Here is a 19,311-nt window from a genome sequence, read left to right as displayed (position 1 = left end):
CACCCGGTAGCGTCCCGCGATACGGGCGCCGCGCAGCGTGACGGCCCCGGCCGCCCCAGGCAGCCGCGGTGGCGGGCTCAGACGACCGCGCCGTCGTCGGGATCGTGGTCGTCCTCGTCGCCGGGGCGCAGCCGCCAGATCAGCGTGACGAAGCCGGCGAGGATGCCGGTGAAGCCGAGCAGGGTGACCACCGAGGCGTCCACCGGCAGCAGCGACGGGTTCAGGAACAGGACGAAGCCGAGGACGATCGACAGCGCGCCGACCACGGCGTACTTGGAGATCCGGGGCAGCGGCGGCGGTGGGGGCGGGGTGTAGCCCTCCTCCGGGTCGCCCGGCAGGTCGGCGCCGAAGGTGTCCAGCCCGTCCAGCAGGGAGGGCTCGTCGTGCCGCTCCCGCCCGAGCGAGATCCCCGAGATGTCCGCCGCGTACGGCAGCCGCCGCACGTCGGTGGCGGTGGGGCCGGTGGCCTCCTCGGCCCGGGTCGCCGTGGCGCCGGTGCGGCCGGGCTGCTCGGCGGGGTCGTCGACGTCCTCGGCCTCCGGCCAGGGGCGGCTGCCGGCGGCCGGAGCGGTGTGGAACGCGGCGACGATGCGGTCCCACTCGGCGTCGACGTCCGGCTCGGCGCGCGGCGGCTCGGGGGTCGCCTCGTCGGCCAGCTGGGTGAGGTAGTCGCGCGCGGTGGTCAGGTGGGAGCGGTCGACGTAGAGCCGGTCCACCGGCCGGGCCGGCACGGTGGTCGTCCGGGTGACCGGGTTCAGGTCGGCGGAGGGCTGCAGGTACGCGGCGATGCCACCGGCGGCGAGCACGTCGAGCAGATGCTCGCCGACACGCGGATCGACATCGCCCGCGACGGCGTACTCGCTCGCGTCGAGCCCGTTGTCCCGCCGTCCCCGGCGGGCCCCACCCGCTGACACCGGACATCCTCCTCGGCGGTTGTGTCGGCGCCCCGTACGCCGTGCCCTGAATCGTGACACGTCAGGACCCTGTTCCGGGAGTGCGTTGTGGCGTGCCGCTCCCGGTTCGTAGGCTCAGAGCCGACGATCCCGCCCGCCGAGGCGCCTCCGGCCGGGTCGCCGGGGTCCCCGGCGCCCGTCCGGCGACCGGCGGTGGTGTCGCCCGCCACCTGCTGCCCCGGAAGGACCCCCTTGCTGTACTGGCTGATGAAGCACATTCTCCTCGGCCCACTGCTCAGGCTGATCTTCCGTCCGCAGGTCGAGGGGCTGCACCACCTGCCGGACAGCGGACCGGTGATCCTCGCCAGCAACCACCTCTCCTTCTCCGACTCGATCTTCACGCCGCTGGTCGTCCCGCGAAAAGTCACTTTCATCGCCAAAGCGGAATACTTCACCGGTAGGGGCATCAAAGGCTGGCTGACCAAGGCGTTCTTCGCCGGCACCGGCTGCATCCCGGTCGACCGCTCCGGCGGCCGGGCCGCCCAGGCGGCGTTGGACACCCAGCTGACGGTGCTGCGGGCCGGCGGGATCGCCGGCATCTACCCGGAGGGGACCCGGTCGCCCGACGGGCGGCTCTTCCGGGGCAAGACCGGGGTGGCCCGGCTGGCCCTGGAGAGCGGTGCCCCGGTGGTGCCGATGGCGATGCTCAACTCCGACGAGATCCAGCCCACCGGCAAGCTCATCCCCAAGATCGCCCGGGTGCGGATCCGCTTCGGCGCGCCGCTGGACTTCTCCCGCTACGCCGGGATGTCCGGCGACCGGTACGTCGAGCGCGCGGTCACCGACGAGATCATGTACGAGCTGATGGAGCTCTCCGGCCGCGAGTACGTCGACATGTACGCCGCCAAGCTGAAGAACCAGCCGCCGGCCGAGCCCGTGCCGCGCCAGCCCGTCGCGGCCTGAGCGCCGCCCCGGGCGCGAGTGCGGCCCGACGCCGCCTCCCGGTCGGCGGCAGCACGGGGGAGGCAGCGCCGGCCCGGGCGTGAGGCGCGCGCCGGGATCAGGCGGGTCCGGCCGGGCCCGCCTGGGCGAGCTGGAGCAGCCCGGACGCCCCGGTACGCGCGGCGAAGTCGCGTACCCGGGTCAGGGCCTCCGCCGCCCGCACCGGGTCGTCGGCGGCCAGCGCGGGCACCGACAGCGTGGTGGTGAGCACGTGGTCCGTGGTGTCGGTCATCCGGGCGTAGCTGTCGGCGGCCGTCCGGAACAGCCGGCCGGCGGTGGCGGCGTCCCCCTCGGCCAGCGCCAGGGTGGCGTCGGCGACCTGCCCGGCGGCCAGCGCCCACGGGGTCATCCGCGGGGCCCGCGCCAGCATGTCGCGCACCAGCCGGGCCGCCTCCGGCCCGAGCACGACCGCGACGTGGCCGACCGCCGGCACCCACTCCGCGAACGGGATCATCCGGCTGCGCCGCCAGTCCTCGTCCAGCTCGGTGAGCAGCTGCATCGCCTCCTCGCGCAGGCCGCGCACCGCCCGGCAGAGGGCGGCGTGCGCCAGCGTCGACCGGAGCACCCGGTGGAAGCCGCTGCGCCGGGCGGCGGCCACCGCCCGCGCCACCAGGTCCGGCTCACCGTCGCCGGGCGGCGAAGCGGCCGGGGCGTCGGCCCGCAGCTGCCGCATCCAGCCGGAGACGGCGACGATGTGCAGGTCCCACTCCGCGGTCGGACGGCGGGTGGACTCGTCGGCCATCTCCAGCGCGGCCACCCAGTCCCCGGCGTAGTACGCCCGCGCCCACTGGTCGGCGAAGCTCGTCGCGATGCCGTGCCCGCCCCCGGGGTCCAGGGACCGCTGCTCCTGCACCAGCCGTGCCGAACCGGTGAGGTCGCCCTCCTCCTGCGTGGCCCAGGCCAGGTTCTGCAACGCCCGCCGCCGGCTGCTCAGCCGCTCCACCCGACAGTGCCGCGCGACGTCCTCCAACGCGGCGTACGCGTCCTGCTCACCGGCCAGGTACCGGGCCACCGCCAGGGTGATCCGGGCGTTCGCCTGCACCTCCGGCAGGGCCATCCGCTCGGCCAGCTCGGCAGCCGAGCGGGCGGCTTCGCAGGCCGGGTCGGTCTCGGCGTTGAGCATCCGCACCCGGGCCAGCTCCAGCAGCGCCTCCGCCTTCTCCTCGGTGTCCGGCAGCCCGGCGTAGATGCCGATGGCCCGGTCCAGGCAGCGCAGCGTCTCGGCCCGGTCGGCGCGGCTCCACGCCGCGGTGGCCAGCAGTGTCCAGGCCCGGGCCTCGCCGGTGCGGTCACCGGCGTCGGCGAGCCGGTCGGCCAGCGCGGTCAGCGTCCGGGTGCCGCCGTCCACCAGGAACGTGTCGCCGTCGCGGTAGAGGGCCAGCTCGGCGTCGAACAGCTCCAGCGCCGGGTCCGGCTCGCCGCCGACCGAGAGCGCCCGGGAGACCAGCGTCGCGGCGTTGTCGAGCGCGTGCAGGGCGTACGCCCGGCGGGCGGCCCGGTGCAGGGCGGTGCGGGCGTCGCGCGCGTACGGCGTGGGGTCCAGGCCGACCATGCGGGCGATCTCGTGCGCCGTCCAGCGGTGGTTGGCCAGCACCTCGGCCAGGTCCTGCTGGCGACCCTCGGCGAGCTGCTCCAGCCAGTCGGCGGTGCGCTGGTGCCGCAGCACCCGCTCGGCGCGGGGGAGCCGCTGGTAGCAGACGTCGCGGACCAGGATGTGCCGGAACCGGTACTCCGGCTGCCCGGGCATCGTCGAGCTGGGCAGCTCGTAGACCATGTCGCGGCGCTGGAGGCGGTCCAGCGCCCGCTCGACCCACTCCGCCGGCCGGCCCAGCGCGGCGGCCACCGGCGCCGGCCAGAACTGCACGCCGACCACGGCGGCGGCCTGCAGCACCGCCCGGTCGGCCGGGTCGAGCAGGTCGAGCCGGTTGGCGATGACCGCCTGCACGGTACGCGGCATGCCCGACGTCCCGGCCGGGTCGAGCCGGACGGCCGGCTCCAGCAGCCCGCCGTCGAGCAGCATCCGGGCGTACTCCTGGGCGTAGAGCGGGTTGCCGTCGGCGAACTCGATCAGCGGGGCCCGGGCGGACGCCGGCAGGGTGGCGTGGCCCAGCAGCAACGAGTAGAGGGTGTCGATGTCGGCGTCGTGCATCGGCGGCACCGAGATGGACATGGTGCCGCTGATCGTGCCGGTCCAGGCCGGGTGCCGCTCCCGCAGCTCCGGCCGCGCGGTCGCCACCACCAGCAGGGGTACGCCCCGGGCGGACGCGCCGAGCTGCTCGACGAAGGTGAGCATCGCCTGGTCGGCCCAGTGCATGTCCTCGAAGACCAGCACCGTCGGGCCCTGGGCGGCCAGGGCGAGCAGGAACCGTCGCCAGGCGGCCTCCGCCTCGCCCGGGACCAGCCGCTCCCCGGGCACGCCGAGCAGCGGGCCGAGCGCACCGGCCAGCCGGCTGCCGTGCGCGTCACCGAGCTGCGCCAGCCGGGTGCGCAGCCGCTCGGGCAGCGCCTCCGGATCGTCGCCCTCGGGCAGCCCCACCCAGCTCTTGACGATGTCGGCCAGGGCGGCGTACGTGACGTTCTCGCCGAACGGCGGGCACTGCCCGACCAGCCAGGTGACCCGGTGCCCGGGGAGGTTGGCGGCGTGCCGGGACAACTCCCGCAGCAGCCGGCTCTTGCCCACCCCGGCCGGCCCGAAGACGGTCACCAGCTGCGACACCCGCTCGGTGACGGTGCGGTGCAGGGCGCTGACGAGCAGGCCACGCTCGTGCTCCCGGTTGATCATCGGGGTCAGCTCGGCGGCCTGCGGGTCGGTGCGCGGCCGGGCCTGGACGGCGAGCCAGATCCGGCTGACCGCCGAGCGCCCGCGCAGTGTCACGGGTGGACGGTCGGCGTACTCCATCTCGTGCCGGGTGGCCGACCAGGTGCTCTCGTCGACGACCACCCCGCCCGGCGGGGCGAGCGCCTGCAACCGGGAGGCGGTGTTGACCACGTCCCCGGTGACGAAGGCCTGGCCGCCGTCGCGGGTGGCGGAGAGGTCGACCAGCGCCTCGCCGGTGGCCACCCCGACCCGGAAGCCCAGCGGTTGCTGCGGGCCGGCGGCCTGCCGGGCCAGGCTGCGTTGCAGTTCCAGCCCGGCCCGTACGCAGCGCAGCGCGTCGTTGTCGGTGGCGACCGGGGCGCCGAAGAGCGCCATCACCGCGTCGCCGATGTACTTCTCCACCACCCCGCCGTACTGGTGGACCAGCCGGCGGACGGTGGCGAAGTAGGCCTGCTGGAGGCTGCGCGCCTGCTCCGGGTCGGCCCGTTCGGCGTACGCGGTGAAGTCGACGATGTCGATGAACAGCACGCTGACCTGGCGTCGGTCCTCCTGCACCGCCACCGCGTGGTCGCGCAGCGGCTCGCCGCAGTTGGTGCAGAAGTTCGCCTCGGGGCTGTTGCCGTGCCCGCACGACGCGCAGCCGAGCGTCAGCGCCTGTCCGCAGCCGCCACAGAAGCGGTCGTCCGGCCCTGCCACCCGGGAGCAGTGTCCACACTTGAGGTCGATGTCGAACTCCGTACGTGAGGAGACCCCAGTATCGCGCCGGGCTGTTCCAGTCGGGTACCCGACGGGTGGCCCGACCCCACGGCTGATCAGCCGACACTAGTGTTCCTCACGAGACAAGTTCGCCGTCAGGAGAGTGCCGTGCAGATCCGGTTGTCCGCCTACTGGACCGACCCGGGCGGGACCGTCCGGTCACCGGGCGAGACGGTCGACGTCGACGCGGTCACTCTCGCCAGACTGGAGGAGCAGGGCATGGTGGAGAACCCCGACGGCCAGACGGCCTCGGACACCGGCACGACCACGAGCACCACGACCGATCCGCAGAAGATCGGTCCGGGGCCGGGCACACCGCCGGAGAAGATCGGTCCCGGACCGGGCGCCCCGCCCGCGGACGACACGACCAACTGACAACCCCGGCGCGGCCGGTGGACCCGTGCGGTCCGCCGGCCGCGTCTTCACGTACCTGCGGGCCGGTCGGCCGGGGCTACCTGCGGGCCGGTCGAGGCTCGCGGGCCCGGCTCACCGGGCCGCGACGGTCAGCGCTCGGCCATCCCCGCGCGGCGCTGGTCGGCGCTCGGCCATCCCCGCGCGGCGACGGTCAGCGCTCGGCCATCCCCGCGCGGCGCCGTAGCGCCGAGACGTCGGTGACCACGATCCGCCGGCCCTCGGTGCGCAGCCAGCCCCGGTTGGCGAAGGAGCCGATCGCCTGGTTGACGCTCTGCCGGGAGCCGCCGGCCATCTCGGCCAGCTGGCTCTGGTTCAGCTCAATGGTGATCATCGGGGCCTGGCTCTCGCCGGCGAGGCGGACCAGGGTCTTGGCCACCCGGCCGGGCAGGTCCAGGAAGACGTGGTCGGCGTTCTGCTCGGTGAGCCGGCGGATCAGCCCGCCCAGCGACCGCATCACCGCGTCGAGGATGCGCGGGTTGGAGTGCACCAGCTCCATGAAGGCGGGCCGGGACAGGGCGAGCGCCGCGCAGTCCTCGATCGCCTCGGCGGAGGCCGAGCGGGTCGAGGCGTCCAGCAGGGAGACCTCGCCGAGCACGTCCGGCGGTCGGATGACCGACAGCACCGCCCGCTCGCCGGTCGGCGCGGTGCGGAAGACCGCCACCGCCCCACGGCGCAGCACGATCAGCGACTCGCCCGGGTCGTTCTCCACGAAGAGCAGCTGGCCCTTGCGGTAGGTGCGCGGCACCGCCGCGGCGATGACCCGCTGGCGTACCTCCGGTTCGAGCCCGGCGAACATCTCCACGCCCGTGAGGGCGTCACCCGGCTCCGGCAGGCGCATCTCCACGGCCCAACCCCTCCCCGGTCACGGACCCACAACTCGCTCACCGGGTGAACCTGACGGCCCCTGGCGAGGTGCGAAGACCCCGTCGGCGTCCGGTAGCGGTACACATCAGATCATGACGGCCCGGTAGCGTGCTGTACACCCCTCAAATCGTCTCCGTGACAGTCCCGAGCTGCGACGGACCACCTGGCCGAGGCGCGGTCGGGCCGATCGGCCGGGTCCGCTCCGCCCCCGCCCGGCGGCCTCGACCGGTAATGGGCGAGGATGGGGACGATGGCCTACCGCTACTTCTACGACTGCGAATTCATCGAGGACGGCCGGATCGTCGACCTCGTCTCGATCGGTGTCGTCGACGAGTACGGCCGCGAGTTCTACGCGGTCTCCACCGAGTTCGACGACTCCCGCGCCGTGCCCTGGGTGCGCCGCAACGTGCTGGACAAGCTCCCGTCCCCGGCCGACCGGGCCTGGCGTTCCCGGGAGCGGATCCGCGACGAGCTGTACGACTTCCTGATGGAGCCGATCCGCGACCGCCCGGGCGAGCAGCTCGAACTCTGGGCCTGGTACGCCGCGTACGACCACGTGGTGCTGGCCCAGCTCTGGGGGGCGATGCCGGCGCTGCCCCGGGAGATCCCCCGGTTCACCAAGGACCTGCGCCAGCTCTGGGACGACCGGGGCCGGCCGAGGCTGCCCGACGCCGACGCCGACCGGCACGACGCCCTGGTCGACGCCCGGCACAACCTGGCCCGCTGGCGGGCGATGACGGGCTGAGTCCCGATCGCTGCATTCCCGCAGGTTTGACCCCATCCGTCCTGGGCACCGTTCGGCGAACCGCACCGAAGGGGGTTGCGACATGACCGGGGCACCGACCGACACCGCCGACGCCCGCCGTCGGGTGACCGAGCTGATCCGCGACGCCCGGATCGGCATGCTGACCACGATCGGGGTGGACGGCCGGCTGGTGAGCCGCCCGATGGCGCTGCAGGAGGCCGAGTTCGACGGCGACCTGTGGTTCTTCGCCTACGCCGACTCGGCCAAGGTGCGTCAGATCCGGGTCAACCCGGAGGTCGACGTCGCCTTCTCCGACCCGAAGCACCACTCGTGGGTGTCCGTCTCCGGCACCGCCCAGGAGGCGTACGACCGGGCGAAGGCCGAGCAGCTGTGGAACCCGACGCTCAAGGCGTGGTTCCCCGACGGGCTGGACACGCCCGGCCTGACCCTGATCAAGGTGCACGCCAGCTCGGCGGAGTACTGGGACTCCCCGGGCGGCACGGTGGTCAACCTGCTGGGCTTCGCCAAGGCGGCGGTGACCGGCCGGCCGCCGAAGGCGGGGGAGAACCACGAGGTCAGCTACTGACCGGTAGCCCGCCCGGCGGGTGGGACTGCTCGGGGCGCGGTGTCGGCGTACACCCGCGGCGACTACAGTTCGCACTGACGGCCCGCCCCGGGCCGGCAACGGCGCCGATGGTCTGATCTGACACATATCCTGGGGCTTATCCGGGCTTCACCTGATGCTCCAGGAGGATGAGCAGATCATGCGTATCGGCGTGCTCACCGGCGGCGGCGACTGCCCAGGTCTCAACGCGGTCATTCGGGCGGTGGTCCGCAAGGGCGTCGCCAGCTACGGTCACGAGTTCGTGGGCTTCCAGGACGGTTGGAAGGGTCCGCTGGAGGGCCTGTCCAAGCCGCTGGGCATCGCGGAGGTCCGCGGCATCCTGCCGCGCGGCGGCACCATCCTCGGCTCGTCCCGCACCAACCCGTTCAAGATCGAGAACGGCGTGGAGCGGATCAAGGAGAACCTCGCCGCGCAGGGCGTGGACGCCCTGATCGCGATCGGCGGCGAGGACACCCTCGGTGTCGCCACCAAGCTGCACGAGCTCGGCGTCAACGTCATCGGCGTGCCGAAGACGATCGACAACGACCTCGGCGCCACCGACTACACCTTCGGCTTCGACACCGCCGTCAACATCGCGATGGAGGCGATCGACCGGCTGCACACCACCGCCGAGAGCCACCACCGCACCCTGGTGGTCGAGGTGATGGGCCGGCACGCCGGCTGGATCGCCCTGCACGCCGGCCTGGCCGGTGGCGCCAACGTGATCCTGCTGCCGGAGCGGCAGTTCGACGTCGAGCAGGTCGCCGGCTACGTCGAGAAGCGCTTCCAGCACCAGTACGCCCCGATCGTGGTGGTCGCCGAGGGCGCGCAGCCGCTGGATGGCCAGATGGTGCTGCACAACCAGGAGCTGGACGCGTTCGGCCACGTCCGCCTCGGCGGCATCGGCCAGTGGCTCGCCGAGCAGCTGGAGGCCAAGACCGGCAAGGAGGCCCGCACCGTCGTGCTCGGCCACATCCAGCGCGGCGGCACCCCGACCGCGTTCGACCGGGTGCTCGCCACCCGGCTGGGCCTGCAGGCCATCGACGCCGCCCACGAGGGCGACTGGGGCAAGATGGTCGCGATGCAGAGCACGGACATCGTCCGGGTCCCGCTGGCCGAGGCCACCCGCGAGCTGAAGACCGTGCCGCTGGAGCGGTACGCCGAGGCCGAGGTCTTCTTCGGCAGCTGATCGCCCGTGGACCGGCGGCGCGGCAGGGACACCCGCCGCGCCGCCGGCCCCCGCGACGGAAGGGGTACGACCGATGGCACCCGCCCGGCACACGGTCGCGGTGATCGGCGCCGGCAAGATCGGCGAGCTGATGCTCTCCGGGCTGCTGCGCTCCGGCTGGCCGGTGGAGCGGCTGCTGGCCACCGCCCGCCGCCCGGCCCGCGCCGAGGAACTGACCGCCCGCTACGGCGTACGGGTGGTGGACAACCTCACCGCGGTCGAGGAGGCGGCGGTGCTGGCGATCTCGGTGAAGCCGCAGGACGCGGGCGTGCTGCTGGACGAGATCGGCCCGAAGGTGCCGGCCGACAAGCTGGTCATCTCGCTCTGCGCCGGCCTGCCCACCACCTTCTTCGCCCGCCGGCTGCCCGAGGGCACCCCGGTGGTGCGGGTGATGACCAACACCCCGGCCCTGGTCGACCAGGCGATGAGCGCGATCTCGGCGGGCGCGCACGCCACCGGCGAGCACCTCGCCCTCGCCGAGGAGATGTTCTCACCGCTCGGGTCCACCGTCCGGGTGCCCGAGTCCCAGCAGGACGCGGTGACCGCGCTCTCCGGCTCCGGTCCGGCGTACTTCTACCTGCTGGTCGAGGCCATGATCGACGCCGGCATCCTGCTCGGCCTGCCCCGGCAGGTGGCGCACGAGCTGATCGTGCAGACCGCGATCGGCTCGGCGGTGATGCTGCGCGACTCCGGCGAGCACCCGGTCAAGCTGCGCGAGGCGGTCACCTCGCCCGCCGGCACCACCATCTCCGCCGTGCGCGAGCTGGAGAAGCACGGCGTACGGGCGGCGCTGCTGGCCGCGCTGGAGGCCGCCCGGGACCGGGCCCGCGAACTGGCCGCCCAGGCCGACTGAGGTCGGGCGTTCCGCGCGGCGGTGTCCCTCGACCGGCCATCGTGACGTTGCGGTACCGGCGAACCCGGCGCGTCCGGGCTCAGGTTCCGGTGGACGCCGGCTTCAGACGCCTGCGTTCGACGGCGCTCGTCGCCGTCACCACACTCAGCGGCGGCACGTCCTTCGCGACGACGGCGCCCGCGCCGACGACCGAGCCCCGACCGATCGTCACTCCGGGGGTGATCGTGGCGGCGGCGCCGATCCACACGTCGTCCTCGACGCGGATGGGCGCGTGCGTGACGAAGTCGTAGCGCTCGTCGAGCTCGACGGGGTGTCCGGCCGTGCTCAGGGTCACCCGAGGGCCGATCATGACCCGGTCGCCGATGCTGATGCCCCCGTAGTCGAGGAAGAAGCAGCCCTGGTTGATGAACACCCGCTCCCCGAACGACGCGCCGAGCCCGTAGTCGCAGTGGAACGGCGGCAGGATGGACAGCGAGTCGGGGACGGGTCCACCGAAGATCTCGGTGAGCACCGTCCGGCGCGCGTCGAGGTCGTCGAACGGCAGCGCGTTGAGGCGCGCGGTCAGGCTCATGACGAGCTGTACGCGCTGCGCGAAGGCACGGGACTCGGGCGTCCGGGTTCGTAGGCGTCGCTCGTTGCGCACGAGGCGATCGTGGCACGGCCGGCCGGAGACCGGGTGACGCCCCACCGGCAGGGCCCCCATACTGGCCCGGTGTTCACTCTCGCCCAGGCGCGCCATCTGGTGGCCACTCTGCGTCCCCGCGTCGACGAGCTGATCCGGCTCCGCGCCGACCTGGCCGAACTCCGCGCCGACCTGGCCGCCCACGGCGTCTCGGTGCTCGGCGGGGTGGCCGAGGTGAAGGCCCTGGAGGCCCGGCTGCACGCCGTGCTGGAGGAGTTGAACTCGCACGACATCCAGGTCAAGGGCATCGCCCCGGTGCTGCTGGACTTCCCCGGCGAGCGGGACGGCCGACCGGTGCTCTGGTGCTGGCTGGAGGGGGACACCGACGTGCGCTGGTACCACCGGGTGGAGTGCGGCTTCGCCGGCCGCCGCCCGGTCTGAGGAGCGACCGGTCGCGCCGGGTCCCCATCCGTCCGACCTCGTCGGGTACGGTCCGGTCATGATCACGGTACGGCGGGCCGGGGGCGCGGACGCGGCGGAGATCGTCCGGCTGCGCGGGGTGATGCTCGCGTCGATGAGCGGTACGGCGCCGTCGCCCGGGCCCTGGCAGGAGGCGGCCCGGCAGGTGCTGCGCGACCACCTCGACGCCGCCGACGCGACGATGGCCGTGTTCGTGGTCGACGCGCCGGAGCGGCCCGGCGTCCTCGCCGCCTGCGCCACCGGCACCGTGGAGCAGCGCCTGGGTGGACCGGCCAACCCCGACGGCCGGGTCGGGTACGTCTTCAACGTCGTCACCGACCCCGGGCACCGGCGGCGCGGCTATTCCCGGGCCTGCCTGACGGCGCTGCTCGACTGGTACCGCGACCGGGGCGTACGCAAGATCGACCTGCGGGCGTCGGCGGAGGGCGAGCCGCTCTACCGCTCGCTCGGCTTCGCCGACGTCTCCGGCCCCACCCTGCGGCTGAGCCTGCCGCCGTCCTGAGGAGGACCATGTTCGCCCTGCCGTTGACCGACACCGCCGAGCTGCGGCCGCTCTCGCCGTGGCACGCGGAGGAGTTCCTGGCCAACCTGGACCGCTGCCGGGAGCACATCTCGCCCTGGGTCGGCGCGTCCTTCGTGGCCACCGACCTCGACTCGGCCCGCAACGTGCTCCAGCGCTACGCCGACCGGTGGGCGCGCGACGGCGGCGGCATCTGGGGGATCTGGGACGGCGGCGTGCTCGTCGGCGGCGTGCTGTTCGTCTCGTTCGACGTGGCGCAGGGCGTCTGCGAGGCCGGCTGCTGGCTGGAGCCGGCCGCCGAGGGGCAGGGGCTGGTCACCCGCGCCGCGAGCCGGATCATCGACTGGGCGATCCGGGAGCGCGGCATCGCGCGGGTCGAGTGGCACACCAACCCGGCGAACGCGCGCAGCATCGCGGTGGCCCGGCGGCTGGGCATGAGCCACGACGGGACGCTGCGGCAGCACTACCCGGGCCCGTCCGGGCGGGTCGACTCGGCGATCTGGTCGGTGCTCGCCTCGGAGTGGCGCGCCCCCGCCTGACCGCGCGGCGTCCTCCGGGGCTGGAGCGGCTCACCAGCCAGGTGCACCGGGACGAGGTGGTCCGCGCGGAGTGACGCCGTGGCAGCCCCGGCCGTTGCCGGGGCCACCAGGCGTCACCGTCGGTCAGCTGTCGGCGTAGCGGCGGGCGGCGGCCAGGGCGGCGCGCACCGTGTCCGCGTCGGCCGGGGCGGCCTGTCCCCAGACGTCCGCCGGGTCGGCCGCGTAGACGAGCCCGTACGCGGCGGTGTCCCGCTGGAACCGCCAGCCCTCGGCGAGCGGCCCGGCGTCGACCGCGTCGTACCCGATGGAGTCGAGGAACGCGGTCACCTCGGCCTTGGCGGCGGTGTCGTCCCCGGCGATCGGCAGGGCGCTGCGGTCGGCCGCGCCGGCCGGGCGGGCCAGGGTCAGCAGGTGCGCGAAGTAGATGTTGTTGAAGACCTTGACCACCCGGGACTCCGGCAGGTGCCGCTGGAGCAGTTCGCTGGTGGTGGTGGATTCGTCGTCCAGTTCGGGGAAGCGCCCGTCCCGTTCGGCGGGGTAGTAGTTGTTGGTGTCGAGCACCGTCTTGCCGGCGAGCGGCGCGACCGGCACCTCGCGGTAGGCCCGCAGCGGAATGGTGACCACGACCAGGTCACCGGCGGCCGCCGCCTCGGCCGGGGTGGCCGCCCGGGCCCGGGGGCCGAGTTCCTCCACCAGGTCCTCGAGCGTCTCCGGTCCGCGCGAGTTGCTGAGCACCACGTCGTGACCGGCGGCCACCGCGAGCCGGGCCACGGTGCCACCGATGTTGCCACTGCCGATCAGTCCCACAGTCGTCATGTCCGGTGCCAACCCGGCTCCCGGCGGAGGGATTCCCGACCAGATAGGTGGGTTGGATCACGTCCGTTGTGGACGGGTCCGCGCGATGCGTCCCGCTGACGGAAACCTTCATCCGATAAAGATCGTCCGGCAAGCTTTTGTATCCAAACGGATCTATGGACAGCAGGCGCGGAAACGGTGATCTTCCGACCCTGTGAGATTCGCTGATATCAATCTCCCACCACCACTTCCGACCCCCAGGAGTGCGACGTGCGGAGATCCCGTCTCGTAACCTTCGCCCTGAGCATGGCCGCCTCCCTCGGCGCCACGCTCGTCCTCGCGGTGCCCGCCCAGGCGTCGCCGGCCGACCACTACGTCGCCCTCGGCGACTCGTACGCCTCCGGCGTCGGCGCCGGCAGCTACACCGCCGAGAGCGGTTCCTGTCAGCGCAGCACCAAGGCGTATCCGGCGCTCTACCAGGCCAACATCAGGCCCGCGTCGTACCGCTCGGTGGCCTGCTCCGGGGCCCGGACCACGGACGTGACCAACAACCAGCTCTCCGCGCTCTCCTCGACCACCACCCTGGTCAGCGTCACGGTCGGCGGCAACGACGTCGGCTTCGCCAACATCATGACCACCTGCGTGCTCTACGGGGAGACGCAGTGCGTGGCCGCCGTCCAGGCCGCCCAGGACAAGGCCCGCGCCCAACTGCCCGGCCTGCTCTCCACCGTCTACAAGGGCATCCGGGCCAAGGCGCCCAGCGCCCGGGTGGTCGTGGTCGGCTACCCGGTCTTCTACCAGCTCGGCACCTTCTGCGTCGGGCTGACCGCCACCTCCCGGGCGAAGATCAACGAGGGCATCAACCTGGTCGACGACATCACCCGCAGCGCCGCCCAGGCCGCCGGCTTCACGTTCGCCGACGTCCGGTCGATCTTCGTCGGGCACCAGTTGTGCAGCTACGGCGAGAAGTGGCTGCACGCGTTGAACTACGCCAACATCGGCATCTCGTACCACCCGACGGCGGCCGGCCAGTCGGGCGGCTACTACCCGGTCTTCCGCTCCGCCGCCGGCTGACCCGCCCGCGCTCGGCCGCGCCGCCCACCGTCCACGGTGGTCCGGCGCGGCCTCGGCGTGCCCGCGGCCTCGCCGTGCCCGCGGCCGTCCGCCGGACGAATTTCCGGAAGTTGATCGCCGCCCCGCCGCTGACCAGGGGGATTCGAATCGAATCGACATGATCGTCAGGGCGCTCGGCGGCGTTGACGGGTGGTGAGGAAAGCGCAATCCTGTGTGGAAGCGCTCCCATCGGCGGGCTCGAATCCCCTGCGTGAGAGGAAAGCTCGTGCGTCCCACCACAGCACTGCTGCCGGTCGCCCTGGCCGTCACCCTCGGCGGCCTCGCCCTGCCGCAACCCGCCCACGCCGCGGCCGGTCCGGCGCTGGCCGTCGACACCACCGCCGGCCGGCACGCGATCAGCCCGTACGTCTACGGCATGAACTTCGCCGACGAGGCGCTGGCCCGCGACATCCGGCTGCCGATCCACCGCTACGGCGGCAACCACACCACCCGCTACAACTTCCGGCACGACATCACCAACCGCGCGTCCGACTGGTACTTCGAGAACCTGCCGAACGAGAACGCGGACCCGGCGAGCCTGCCGAAGGGCTCGGAGACGGACAGGTTCGTCACGCAGGACAGGGCGACCGGGGCCGAGACCATCATGACCGTGCCGATGCTCGGCTGGGTCGCCAAGGACCGCACCCGGTCGTGCTCCTTCAGCGTGGCCAGGTACGGCCCGCAGCAGTCGACCGATCCGTGGTGGCCGGACTGCGGCAACGGCAAGAAGCCCGACGGCACGCCGATCACCACCAACGACCCGAAGGACACCAGCGTCGCGGTCGGCCCGGAGTACGCCACCGACTTCGTCGACCACCTCACGAGCCAGTTCGGTAGCGCGGCGAACGGCGGGGTCGAGTTCTACAACCTCGACAACGAGCCCGACCTGTGGCACTCCACCCACCGCGACGTGCGCCGGCAGGGGCTCGGCTACGACGAGCTGCGTGACCGCACCTACGCGTACGCCGCCGCGATCAAGGCGGCCGACCCGGGCGCGAAGACCCTCGGGCCGGTGGGCTGGGGCCTGAACTCGATCCACTTCTCCGGCCTCGACCAGGACACCTGCAGCCGCACCGGCTGCTGGGGCAACCCGCCGGACCGGGCCGCGCACGGCGGCAAGGAGCTGGGGCCGTGGTACCTGGAGCAGATGCGCGCCTACGAGCAGCAGCACGGCACGCGGATCCTGGACTACTTCGACATCCACATCTACCCGCAGCAGGCCGGCGTGCACCACAAGGAGGCCGGTGACGCGGCCACCCAGGAGCGGCGGCTGCGCTCCACCCGGCAACTGTGGGACCCGACCTACGTGGACGAGAGCTGGATCAACAAGCCGGTCCGGATGATCCCCCGGATGCGGGAACTCGTCGACCAGCACTACCCGGGTACGAAGATCGCGATGACCGAGTACAGCTGGGGCGCGTACGGGCACCTCAACGGGGCGCTCACCCAGGCGGACATCCTCGGCATCTTCGGCCGCGAGGGTCTGGACATGGCCAACCTGTGGACCGCGCCGGAGGGCGACGAGCCGGTGGCGCACGCCTTCCGGATCTACCGGAACTACGACGGAAAGGGCGGCGCGTTCGGGGATACCTCGGTCAAGGCCACCAGCGCCGACCAGGGCAAGCTGGCGATCTACGCGGCCGAGCGCAGCAGTGACAAGGCGCTCACCATGGTCGTGGTGAACAAGACCGGCGACGAGCTGACCAGCCCGGTCGCGCTCACCGGCGCCTCCGCCGGCACCGCCCAGGTCTACCGCTACAGCGGCGCGAACCTCGCCGGCATCGTCCGGCAGGCCGACCAGGCGGTCGGCGCGGGTGGCTTCACCGCCACCTTCCCGGCCAACTCGATCACCCACATCGTGCTGCCGCGCGGTGACGGCAACGGTGGCGACACCCAGGCCCCGACCGCCCCCGGCAAGCCGGTCGCCGGCGCGGTCACCAGCGGCAGCGTCGCGTTGAGCTGGGCGCCGTCGACCGACGACGTGGGCGTCACCGGGTACGACGTGCACCGCGTCGAGGGCGCCGGCACGGTGAAGCTGGGCAGCGCCACCGGCACCTCGTTCACCGCGACCGGTTTGACGGCCGACACGTCGTACACCTTCGTGGTGACCGCGCGGGACGCGGCGGGCAACGTCTCGGCGGCCTCGCCGGGGCTGACCGTGAAGACCGCGCCGTCGACCACCCCGACCGCCGGCTGCACGGTGAGGTACGCGGCGAACACCTGGCCGGGTGGGTTCACCGCGAACGTCACCGTCACCAACTCCGGGACCACCCCGATCGACGGGTGGAAGCTGGCCTTCGACTTCCCGACCACCGGGCAGAAGCTCGGCCAGGGCTGGTCGGCGACCTGGAAGCAGGAAGGGGCCACGGTGACCGCGCAGAGCATGAGCTGGAACGCGAAGCTCGCGCCGGGCGCGTCCACCGGGATCGGCTTCAACGGGTCGTGGACCGGGTCGAACCCGGCGCCGACCGGCTTCACCCTGAACGGATCGACGTGCGCGCTCGGCTGACCTGATCGCCGCCGGCGTGCGCGCCGGGGCGCCGACCGACGAGCCCGGGGTGGCCCACCACCCCGGGCTCGTCCCGTGCCACGCTCCGGAGCGCCGCCCGGATCCCGCTCTCGGAACGCCGCCGGATCCCGCTCCCGGAGCGCCGCCCGGATCCGGCCCCGACGGCGGCGAAGGGATCGGACGGCGGGCGGCCGGCTCCGCCGGGGCGGGTCAGGCCGGCAGGACCTTCTCGACGGCGGCGCGCAGCTCGGGGGAGTCCGGGGTGACCGTCGGGGCGAACCGGGCGGCCACCGTGCCGTCCGGGGCCACCAGGAACTTCTCGAAGTTCCAGCGCACGTCGCCGGTGTGTCCCTCGGCGTCCGGGGTGTCGACGAGAGCCGCGTAGAGCGGGTGCCGGGCCGGGCCGTTGACGTCGACCTTCTCCGTCAGCGGGAACGTGACGCCGTAGTTGACCTGGCAGAACTCGCCGATCTCGTCGGCCGTCCCCGGCTCCTGCCCGGCGAACTGGTTGCACGGCACCCCGAGTACCACCAGGCCCCGGTCGGCGTACTCGCGGTGCAGTTGCTCCAGGCCGGCGTACTGCGGGGTGAGCCCGCAACGCGACGCCACGTTCACCACCAGCAGGGCCTTGCCGCGGTACGCGTCCAGGTGTGCCGGGCCGCCGGCCAGCGCGTCGATCTCGATGTCGAAGACGGTCATGCCGCGAGGCTACGCGCCCGCGGGGGCGGTGCGGAGCGGGCCGCGACAAATCGACGCATGCACATCTTGACGAAGTGATGACAGCGTGAGTAGCGTCTCCCCATCCTTCTGGAAAGTTTCCTAACTGTTTGGGGAGGTGCCACATGAAGAGATCGCTCCGCCGTGCCCTCTGGGCCGGCGCCGTGGCCGCGCTGACCATCGCCGCGGTCCCGGTGACCTCGGCGTTCGGCGCCGGCAGCGTCACCGCCACGTTCACCAGGGCGCAGGACTGGGGGACCGGCCACGAGACCCGGGTGACCGTCGCCAACGGCTCCAGCGCCAACGTCGACACCTGGCGCATCGAGTTCGACCTGCCCGCCGGCACCACCATCAGCAGCTCCTGGGACGCCGACGTCACCAGCAGCGGCAACCACTACGTCGCGGTCAAGAAGAGCTGGGCCGGCCCGCTCGCCCCGGGCGCGACCTTCAGCTGGGGCTACAACGGCACCGGGCCGTACAAGGCGCCGCTGAACTGCACGATCAACGGCGCGCCGTGCGGCGGTGGCGGCACCCCGACGACCTCCCCGACGGCCTCGCCCACGGTGTCGCCGACCGCCTCGCCCACCACGCCCCCGCCGACCACGCCGCCGCCCACGACCACCCCGCCGCCCAACCCGGGCGGCAAGAAGGTCGTCGGCTACTTCGCCCAGTGGGGCGTCTACGGCCGCAACTACCACGTCAAGAACATCCACACCAGCGGCTCGGCCGCGAAGCTGACCCACATCCTGTACGCCTTCGGCAACACCACCGGCGGGCGCTGCACGATCGGTGACAGCTACGCCGACTACGAGAAGGCGTACACCGCCGCGGACAGCGTCGACGGCGTCGCCGACACCTGGGACCAGCCGCTGCGCGGCAGCTTCAACCAGCTGCGCAAGCTCAAGAAGATGTACCCGCACCTGAAGGTGATCTGGTCCTTCGGTGGCTGGACCTGGTCCGGCGGCTTCACCCAGGCCGCGCAGAACCCGGCCGCCTTCGCCGACTCCTGCCACAAGCTGGTCGAGGACCCGCGCTGGGCGGACGTCTTCGACGGCATCGACGTCGACTGGGAGTATCCGAACGCCTGCGGCCTGACCTGTGACTCCAGCGGCCCGAACGCCTTCAAGAACCTGGTCGGCGCGCTGCGGACGAAGTTCGGCTCGTCGGCGCTGGTCACCGCCGCGATCACCGCGGACGGCAGCAACGGCGGCAAGATCGACGCCACCGACTACGCGGGCGCCGCGCCGCAGCTCAACTGGATCATGCCGATGACGTACGACTACTTCGGCGCCTTCAACGCGCAGGGCCCGACCGCCCCGCACTCCCCGCTCTACTCCTACGCCGGCATCCCGCAGCAGGGCTTCTGGTCCGACGCGGCGATCCAGAAGCTCAAGTCCAAGGGCATCCCGTCCGACAAGCTGCTGCTCGGCATCGGCTTCTACGGACGCGGCTGGACCGGGGTGACCCAGACCGCCCCCGGCGGCACCGCCACCGGCCCCGCCCCGGGCACGTACGAGCAGGGCATCGAGGACTACAAGGTGCTCAAGAACACCTGCCCGGCCACCGGCACCGTGGCCGGCACCGCGTACGCCAAGTGCGGCGCCAACTGGTGGAGCTACGACACCCCGGCCACCATCGGCGGCAAGATGACGTACGCGAAGAACCAGGGCCTCGGTGGCGCCTTCTTCTGGGAGCTCTCCGGTGACACCGGCAACGGCGAGCTGATCGGCGCCATCAAGGGCGGTCTCGGCTGAGCCGAGCCGACGCACCACCCACACGGCGGGGAGGGACCACGGTCCCTCCCCGCCCGGCGCCGTCCCCGCCCGGCCGGCGGGGCCG

At 73.0% G+C, this 19,311-nt stretch carries 18 protein-coding genes; 12 read left to right on the top strand and 6 right to left on the bottom strand.

The features are described from left to right. Nucleotides 1–77: 77 nt before the first annotated feature. Entirely contained in the window at nucleotides 78–914 is an 837-nt protein-coding gene (locus GA0070614_RS07760) for a DUF308 domain-containing protein (RefSeq protein ID WP_088975313.1), read from the bottom strand. Between the two features lie 231 nt (nucleotides 915–1,145). Between GA0070614_RS07760 and GA0070614_RS07755 the strand changes: the two genes are divergently transcribed. Continuing rightward, nucleotides 1,146–1,856, top strand: a complete 711-nt coding sequence (locus GA0070614_RS07755) for a lysophospholipid acyltransferase family protein (RefSeq protein ID WP_088975312.1) — start codon at nucleotides 1,146–1,148, stop codon at nucleotides 1,854–1,856. A gap of 97 nt (nucleotides 1,857–1,953) precedes the next feature. Here GA0070614_RS07755 and GA0070614_RS07750 read toward each other — a convergent pair whose 3' ends face one another. Then, nucleotides 1,954–5,439: an adenylate/guanylate cyclase domain-containing protein gene (locus tag GA0070614_RS07750; RefSeq protein WP_157745138.1), complete on the bottom strand. Its 3,486-nt coding sequence runs from the start codon at nucleotides 5,437–5,439 to the stop codon at nucleotides 1,954–1,956. A gap of 138 nt (nucleotides 5,440–5,577) precedes the next feature. Here GA0070614_RS07750 and GA0070614_RS07745 point away from each other — a divergent pair, with 138 nt between their 5' ends. After that, nucleotides 5,578–5,844, top strand: coding sequence for a hypothetical protein (locus GA0070614_RS07745; protein WP_088975311.1), 267 nt, complete (start codon nucleotides 5,578–5,580; stop codon nucleotides 5,842–5,844). A 190-nt stretch (nucleotides 5,845–6,034) separates the two neighbouring features. Here GA0070614_RS07745 and GA0070614_RS07740 read toward each other — a convergent pair whose 3' ends face one another. Continuing rightward, complete coding sequence (locus GA0070614_RS07740) at nucleotides 6,035–6,727, bottom strand: Crp/Fnr family transcriptional regulator (protein WP_088975310.1); 693 nt, start codon at nucleotides 6,725–6,727, stop codon at nucleotides 6,035–6,037. Nucleotides 6,728–6,997: 270 nt separating this feature from the next. Here GA0070614_RS07740 and GA0070614_RS07735 point away from each other — a divergent pair, with 270 nt between their 5' ends. The 4 genes from GA0070614_RS07735 to proC all read left to right on the top strand — a co-directional run bounded on the left by GA0070614_RS07735 (nucleotide 6,998) and on the right by proC (nucleotide 10,177). Next, complete coding sequence (locus GA0070614_RS07735; RefSeq protein ID WP_088975309.1) at nucleotides 6,998–7,492, top strand: polyadenylate-specific 3'-exoribonuclease AS; 495 nt, start codon at nucleotides 6,998–7,000, stop codon at nucleotides 7,490–7,492. 82 nt (nucleotides 7,493–7,574) lie between these two features. After that, nucleotides 7,575–8,078, top strand: coding sequence for a pyridoxamine 5'-phosphate oxidase family protein (locus GA0070614_RS07730; RefSeq protein WP_088975308.1), 504 nt, complete (start codon nucleotides 7,575–7,577; stop codon nucleotides 8,076–8,078). A 178-nt stretch (nucleotides 8,079–8,256) separates the two neighbouring features. Beyond that, nucleotides 8,257–9,285 carry a 6-phosphofructokinase gene (locus tag GA0070614_RS07725; RefSeq protein WP_088979303.1) on the top strand — a complete coding sequence of 343 codons (1,029 nt, stop codon included), beginning with the start codon at nucleotides 8,257–8,259 and terminating at the stop codon, nucleotides 9,283–9,285. Nucleotides 9,286–9,358: 73 nt separating this feature from the next. Beyond that, a complete protein-coding gene (gene proC, locus GA0070614_RS07720; RefSeq protein ID WP_088975307.1) occupies nucleotides 9,359–10,177 on the top strand; it encodes a pyrroline-5-carboxylate reductase in 819 nt (272 codons plus the stop codon). Nucleotides 10,178–10,256: 79 nt separating this feature from the next. Here proC and GA0070614_RS31405 read toward each other — a convergent pair whose 3' ends face one another. Next, nucleotides 10,257–10,916 (bottom strand): sugar O-acetyltransferase, encoded by a 660-nt coding sequence (locus tag GA0070614_RS31405; protein ID WP_269459475.1) that lies wholly within the window; start codon nucleotides 10,914–10,916, stop codon nucleotides 10,257–10,259. Between GA0070614_RS31405 and GA0070614_RS07710 the strand changes: the two genes are divergently transcribed. From GA0070614_RS07710 to GA0070614_RS07700, 3 genes are read left to right on the top strand one after another with little or no spacing between them, the layout of a single operon-like run. Further along, nucleotides 10,890–11,240 (top strand): DUF2203 domain-containing protein, encoded by a 351-nt coding sequence (locus GA0070614_RS07710; RefSeq protein ID WP_088975305.1) that lies wholly within the window; start codon nucleotides 10,890–10,892, stop codon nucleotides 11,238–11,240. The genes GA0070614_RS31405 and GA0070614_RS07710 overlap by 27 nt on opposite strands. 58 nt (nucleotides 11,241–11,298) lie before the next feature. Continuing rightward, nucleotides 11,299–11,781, top strand: coding sequence for a GNAT family N-acetyltransferase (locus GA0070614_RS07705; protein ID WP_088975304.1), 483 nt, complete (start codon nucleotides 11,299–11,301; stop codon nucleotides 11,779–11,781). A gap of 8 nt (nucleotides 11,782–11,789) precedes the next feature. Then, a complete protein-coding gene (locus GA0070614_RS07700; RefSeq protein WP_088975303.1) occupies nucleotides 11,790–12,338 on the top strand; it encodes a GNAT family N-acetyltransferase in 549 nt (182 codons plus the stop codon). Nucleotides 12,339–12,461: 123 nt separating this feature from the next. Here GA0070614_RS07700 and GA0070614_RS07695 read toward each other — a convergent pair whose 3' ends face one another. Continuing rightward, nucleotides 12,462–13,154 carry an NADPH-dependent F420 reductase gene (locus GA0070614_RS07695; protein ID WP_088975302.1) on the bottom strand — a complete coding sequence of 231 codons (693 nt, stop codon included), beginning with the start codon at nucleotides 13,152–13,154 and terminating at the stop codon, nucleotides 12,462–12,464. Nucleotides 13,155–13,403: 249 nt separating this feature from the next. Here GA0070614_RS07695 and GA0070614_RS07690 point away from each other — a divergent pair, with 249 nt between their 5' ends. Both GA0070614_RS07690 and GA0070614_RS07685 read left to right on the top strand, forming a co-directional pair. Further along, nucleotides 13,404–14,207 carry an SGNH/GDSL hydrolase family protein gene (locus GA0070614_RS07690; protein WP_088975301.1) on the top strand — a complete coding sequence of 268 codons (804 nt, stop codon included), beginning with the start codon at nucleotides 13,404–13,406 and terminating at the stop codon, nucleotides 14,205–14,207. A gap of 250 nt (nucleotides 14,208–14,457) precedes the next feature. Next, nucleotides 14,458–16,755, top strand: a complete 2,298-nt coding sequence (locus GA0070614_RS07685; protein ID WP_231933576.1) for a glycoside hydrolase family 44 protein — start codon at nucleotides 14,458–14,460, stop codon at nucleotides 16,753–16,755. Nucleotides 16,756–16,965: 210 nt separating this feature from the next. On the opposite strand, the gene GA0070614_RS07680 is transcribed toward GA0070614_RS07685, so the two are convergent. Continuing rightward, complete coding sequence (locus GA0070614_RS07680; protein ID WP_088975299.1) at nucleotides 16,966–17,454, bottom strand: glutathione peroxidase; 489 nt, start codon at nucleotides 17,452–17,454, stop codon at nucleotides 16,966–16,968. 143 nt (nucleotides 17,455–17,597) lie between these two features. Between GA0070614_RS07680 and GA0070614_RS07675 the strand changes: the two genes are divergently transcribed. Next, entirely contained in the window at nucleotides 17,598–19,226 is a 1,629-nt protein-coding gene (locus tag GA0070614_RS07675; protein ID WP_088975298.1) for a glycosyl hydrolase family 18 protein, read from the top strand. Nucleotides 19,227–19,311 lie beyond the last annotated feature (85 nt).

The sequence above is a fragment of the Micromonospora coxensis genome, from assembly GCF_900090295.1.
GTDB classification, from domain to species: Bacteria; Actinomycetota; Actinomycetes; order Mycobacteriales; family Micromonosporaceae; genus Micromonospora; species Micromonospora coxensis.
The sequence above is the reverse complement of the archived record's forward strand: the minus strand, read 5'-3'. Positions and strand labels throughout refer to the sequence as shown.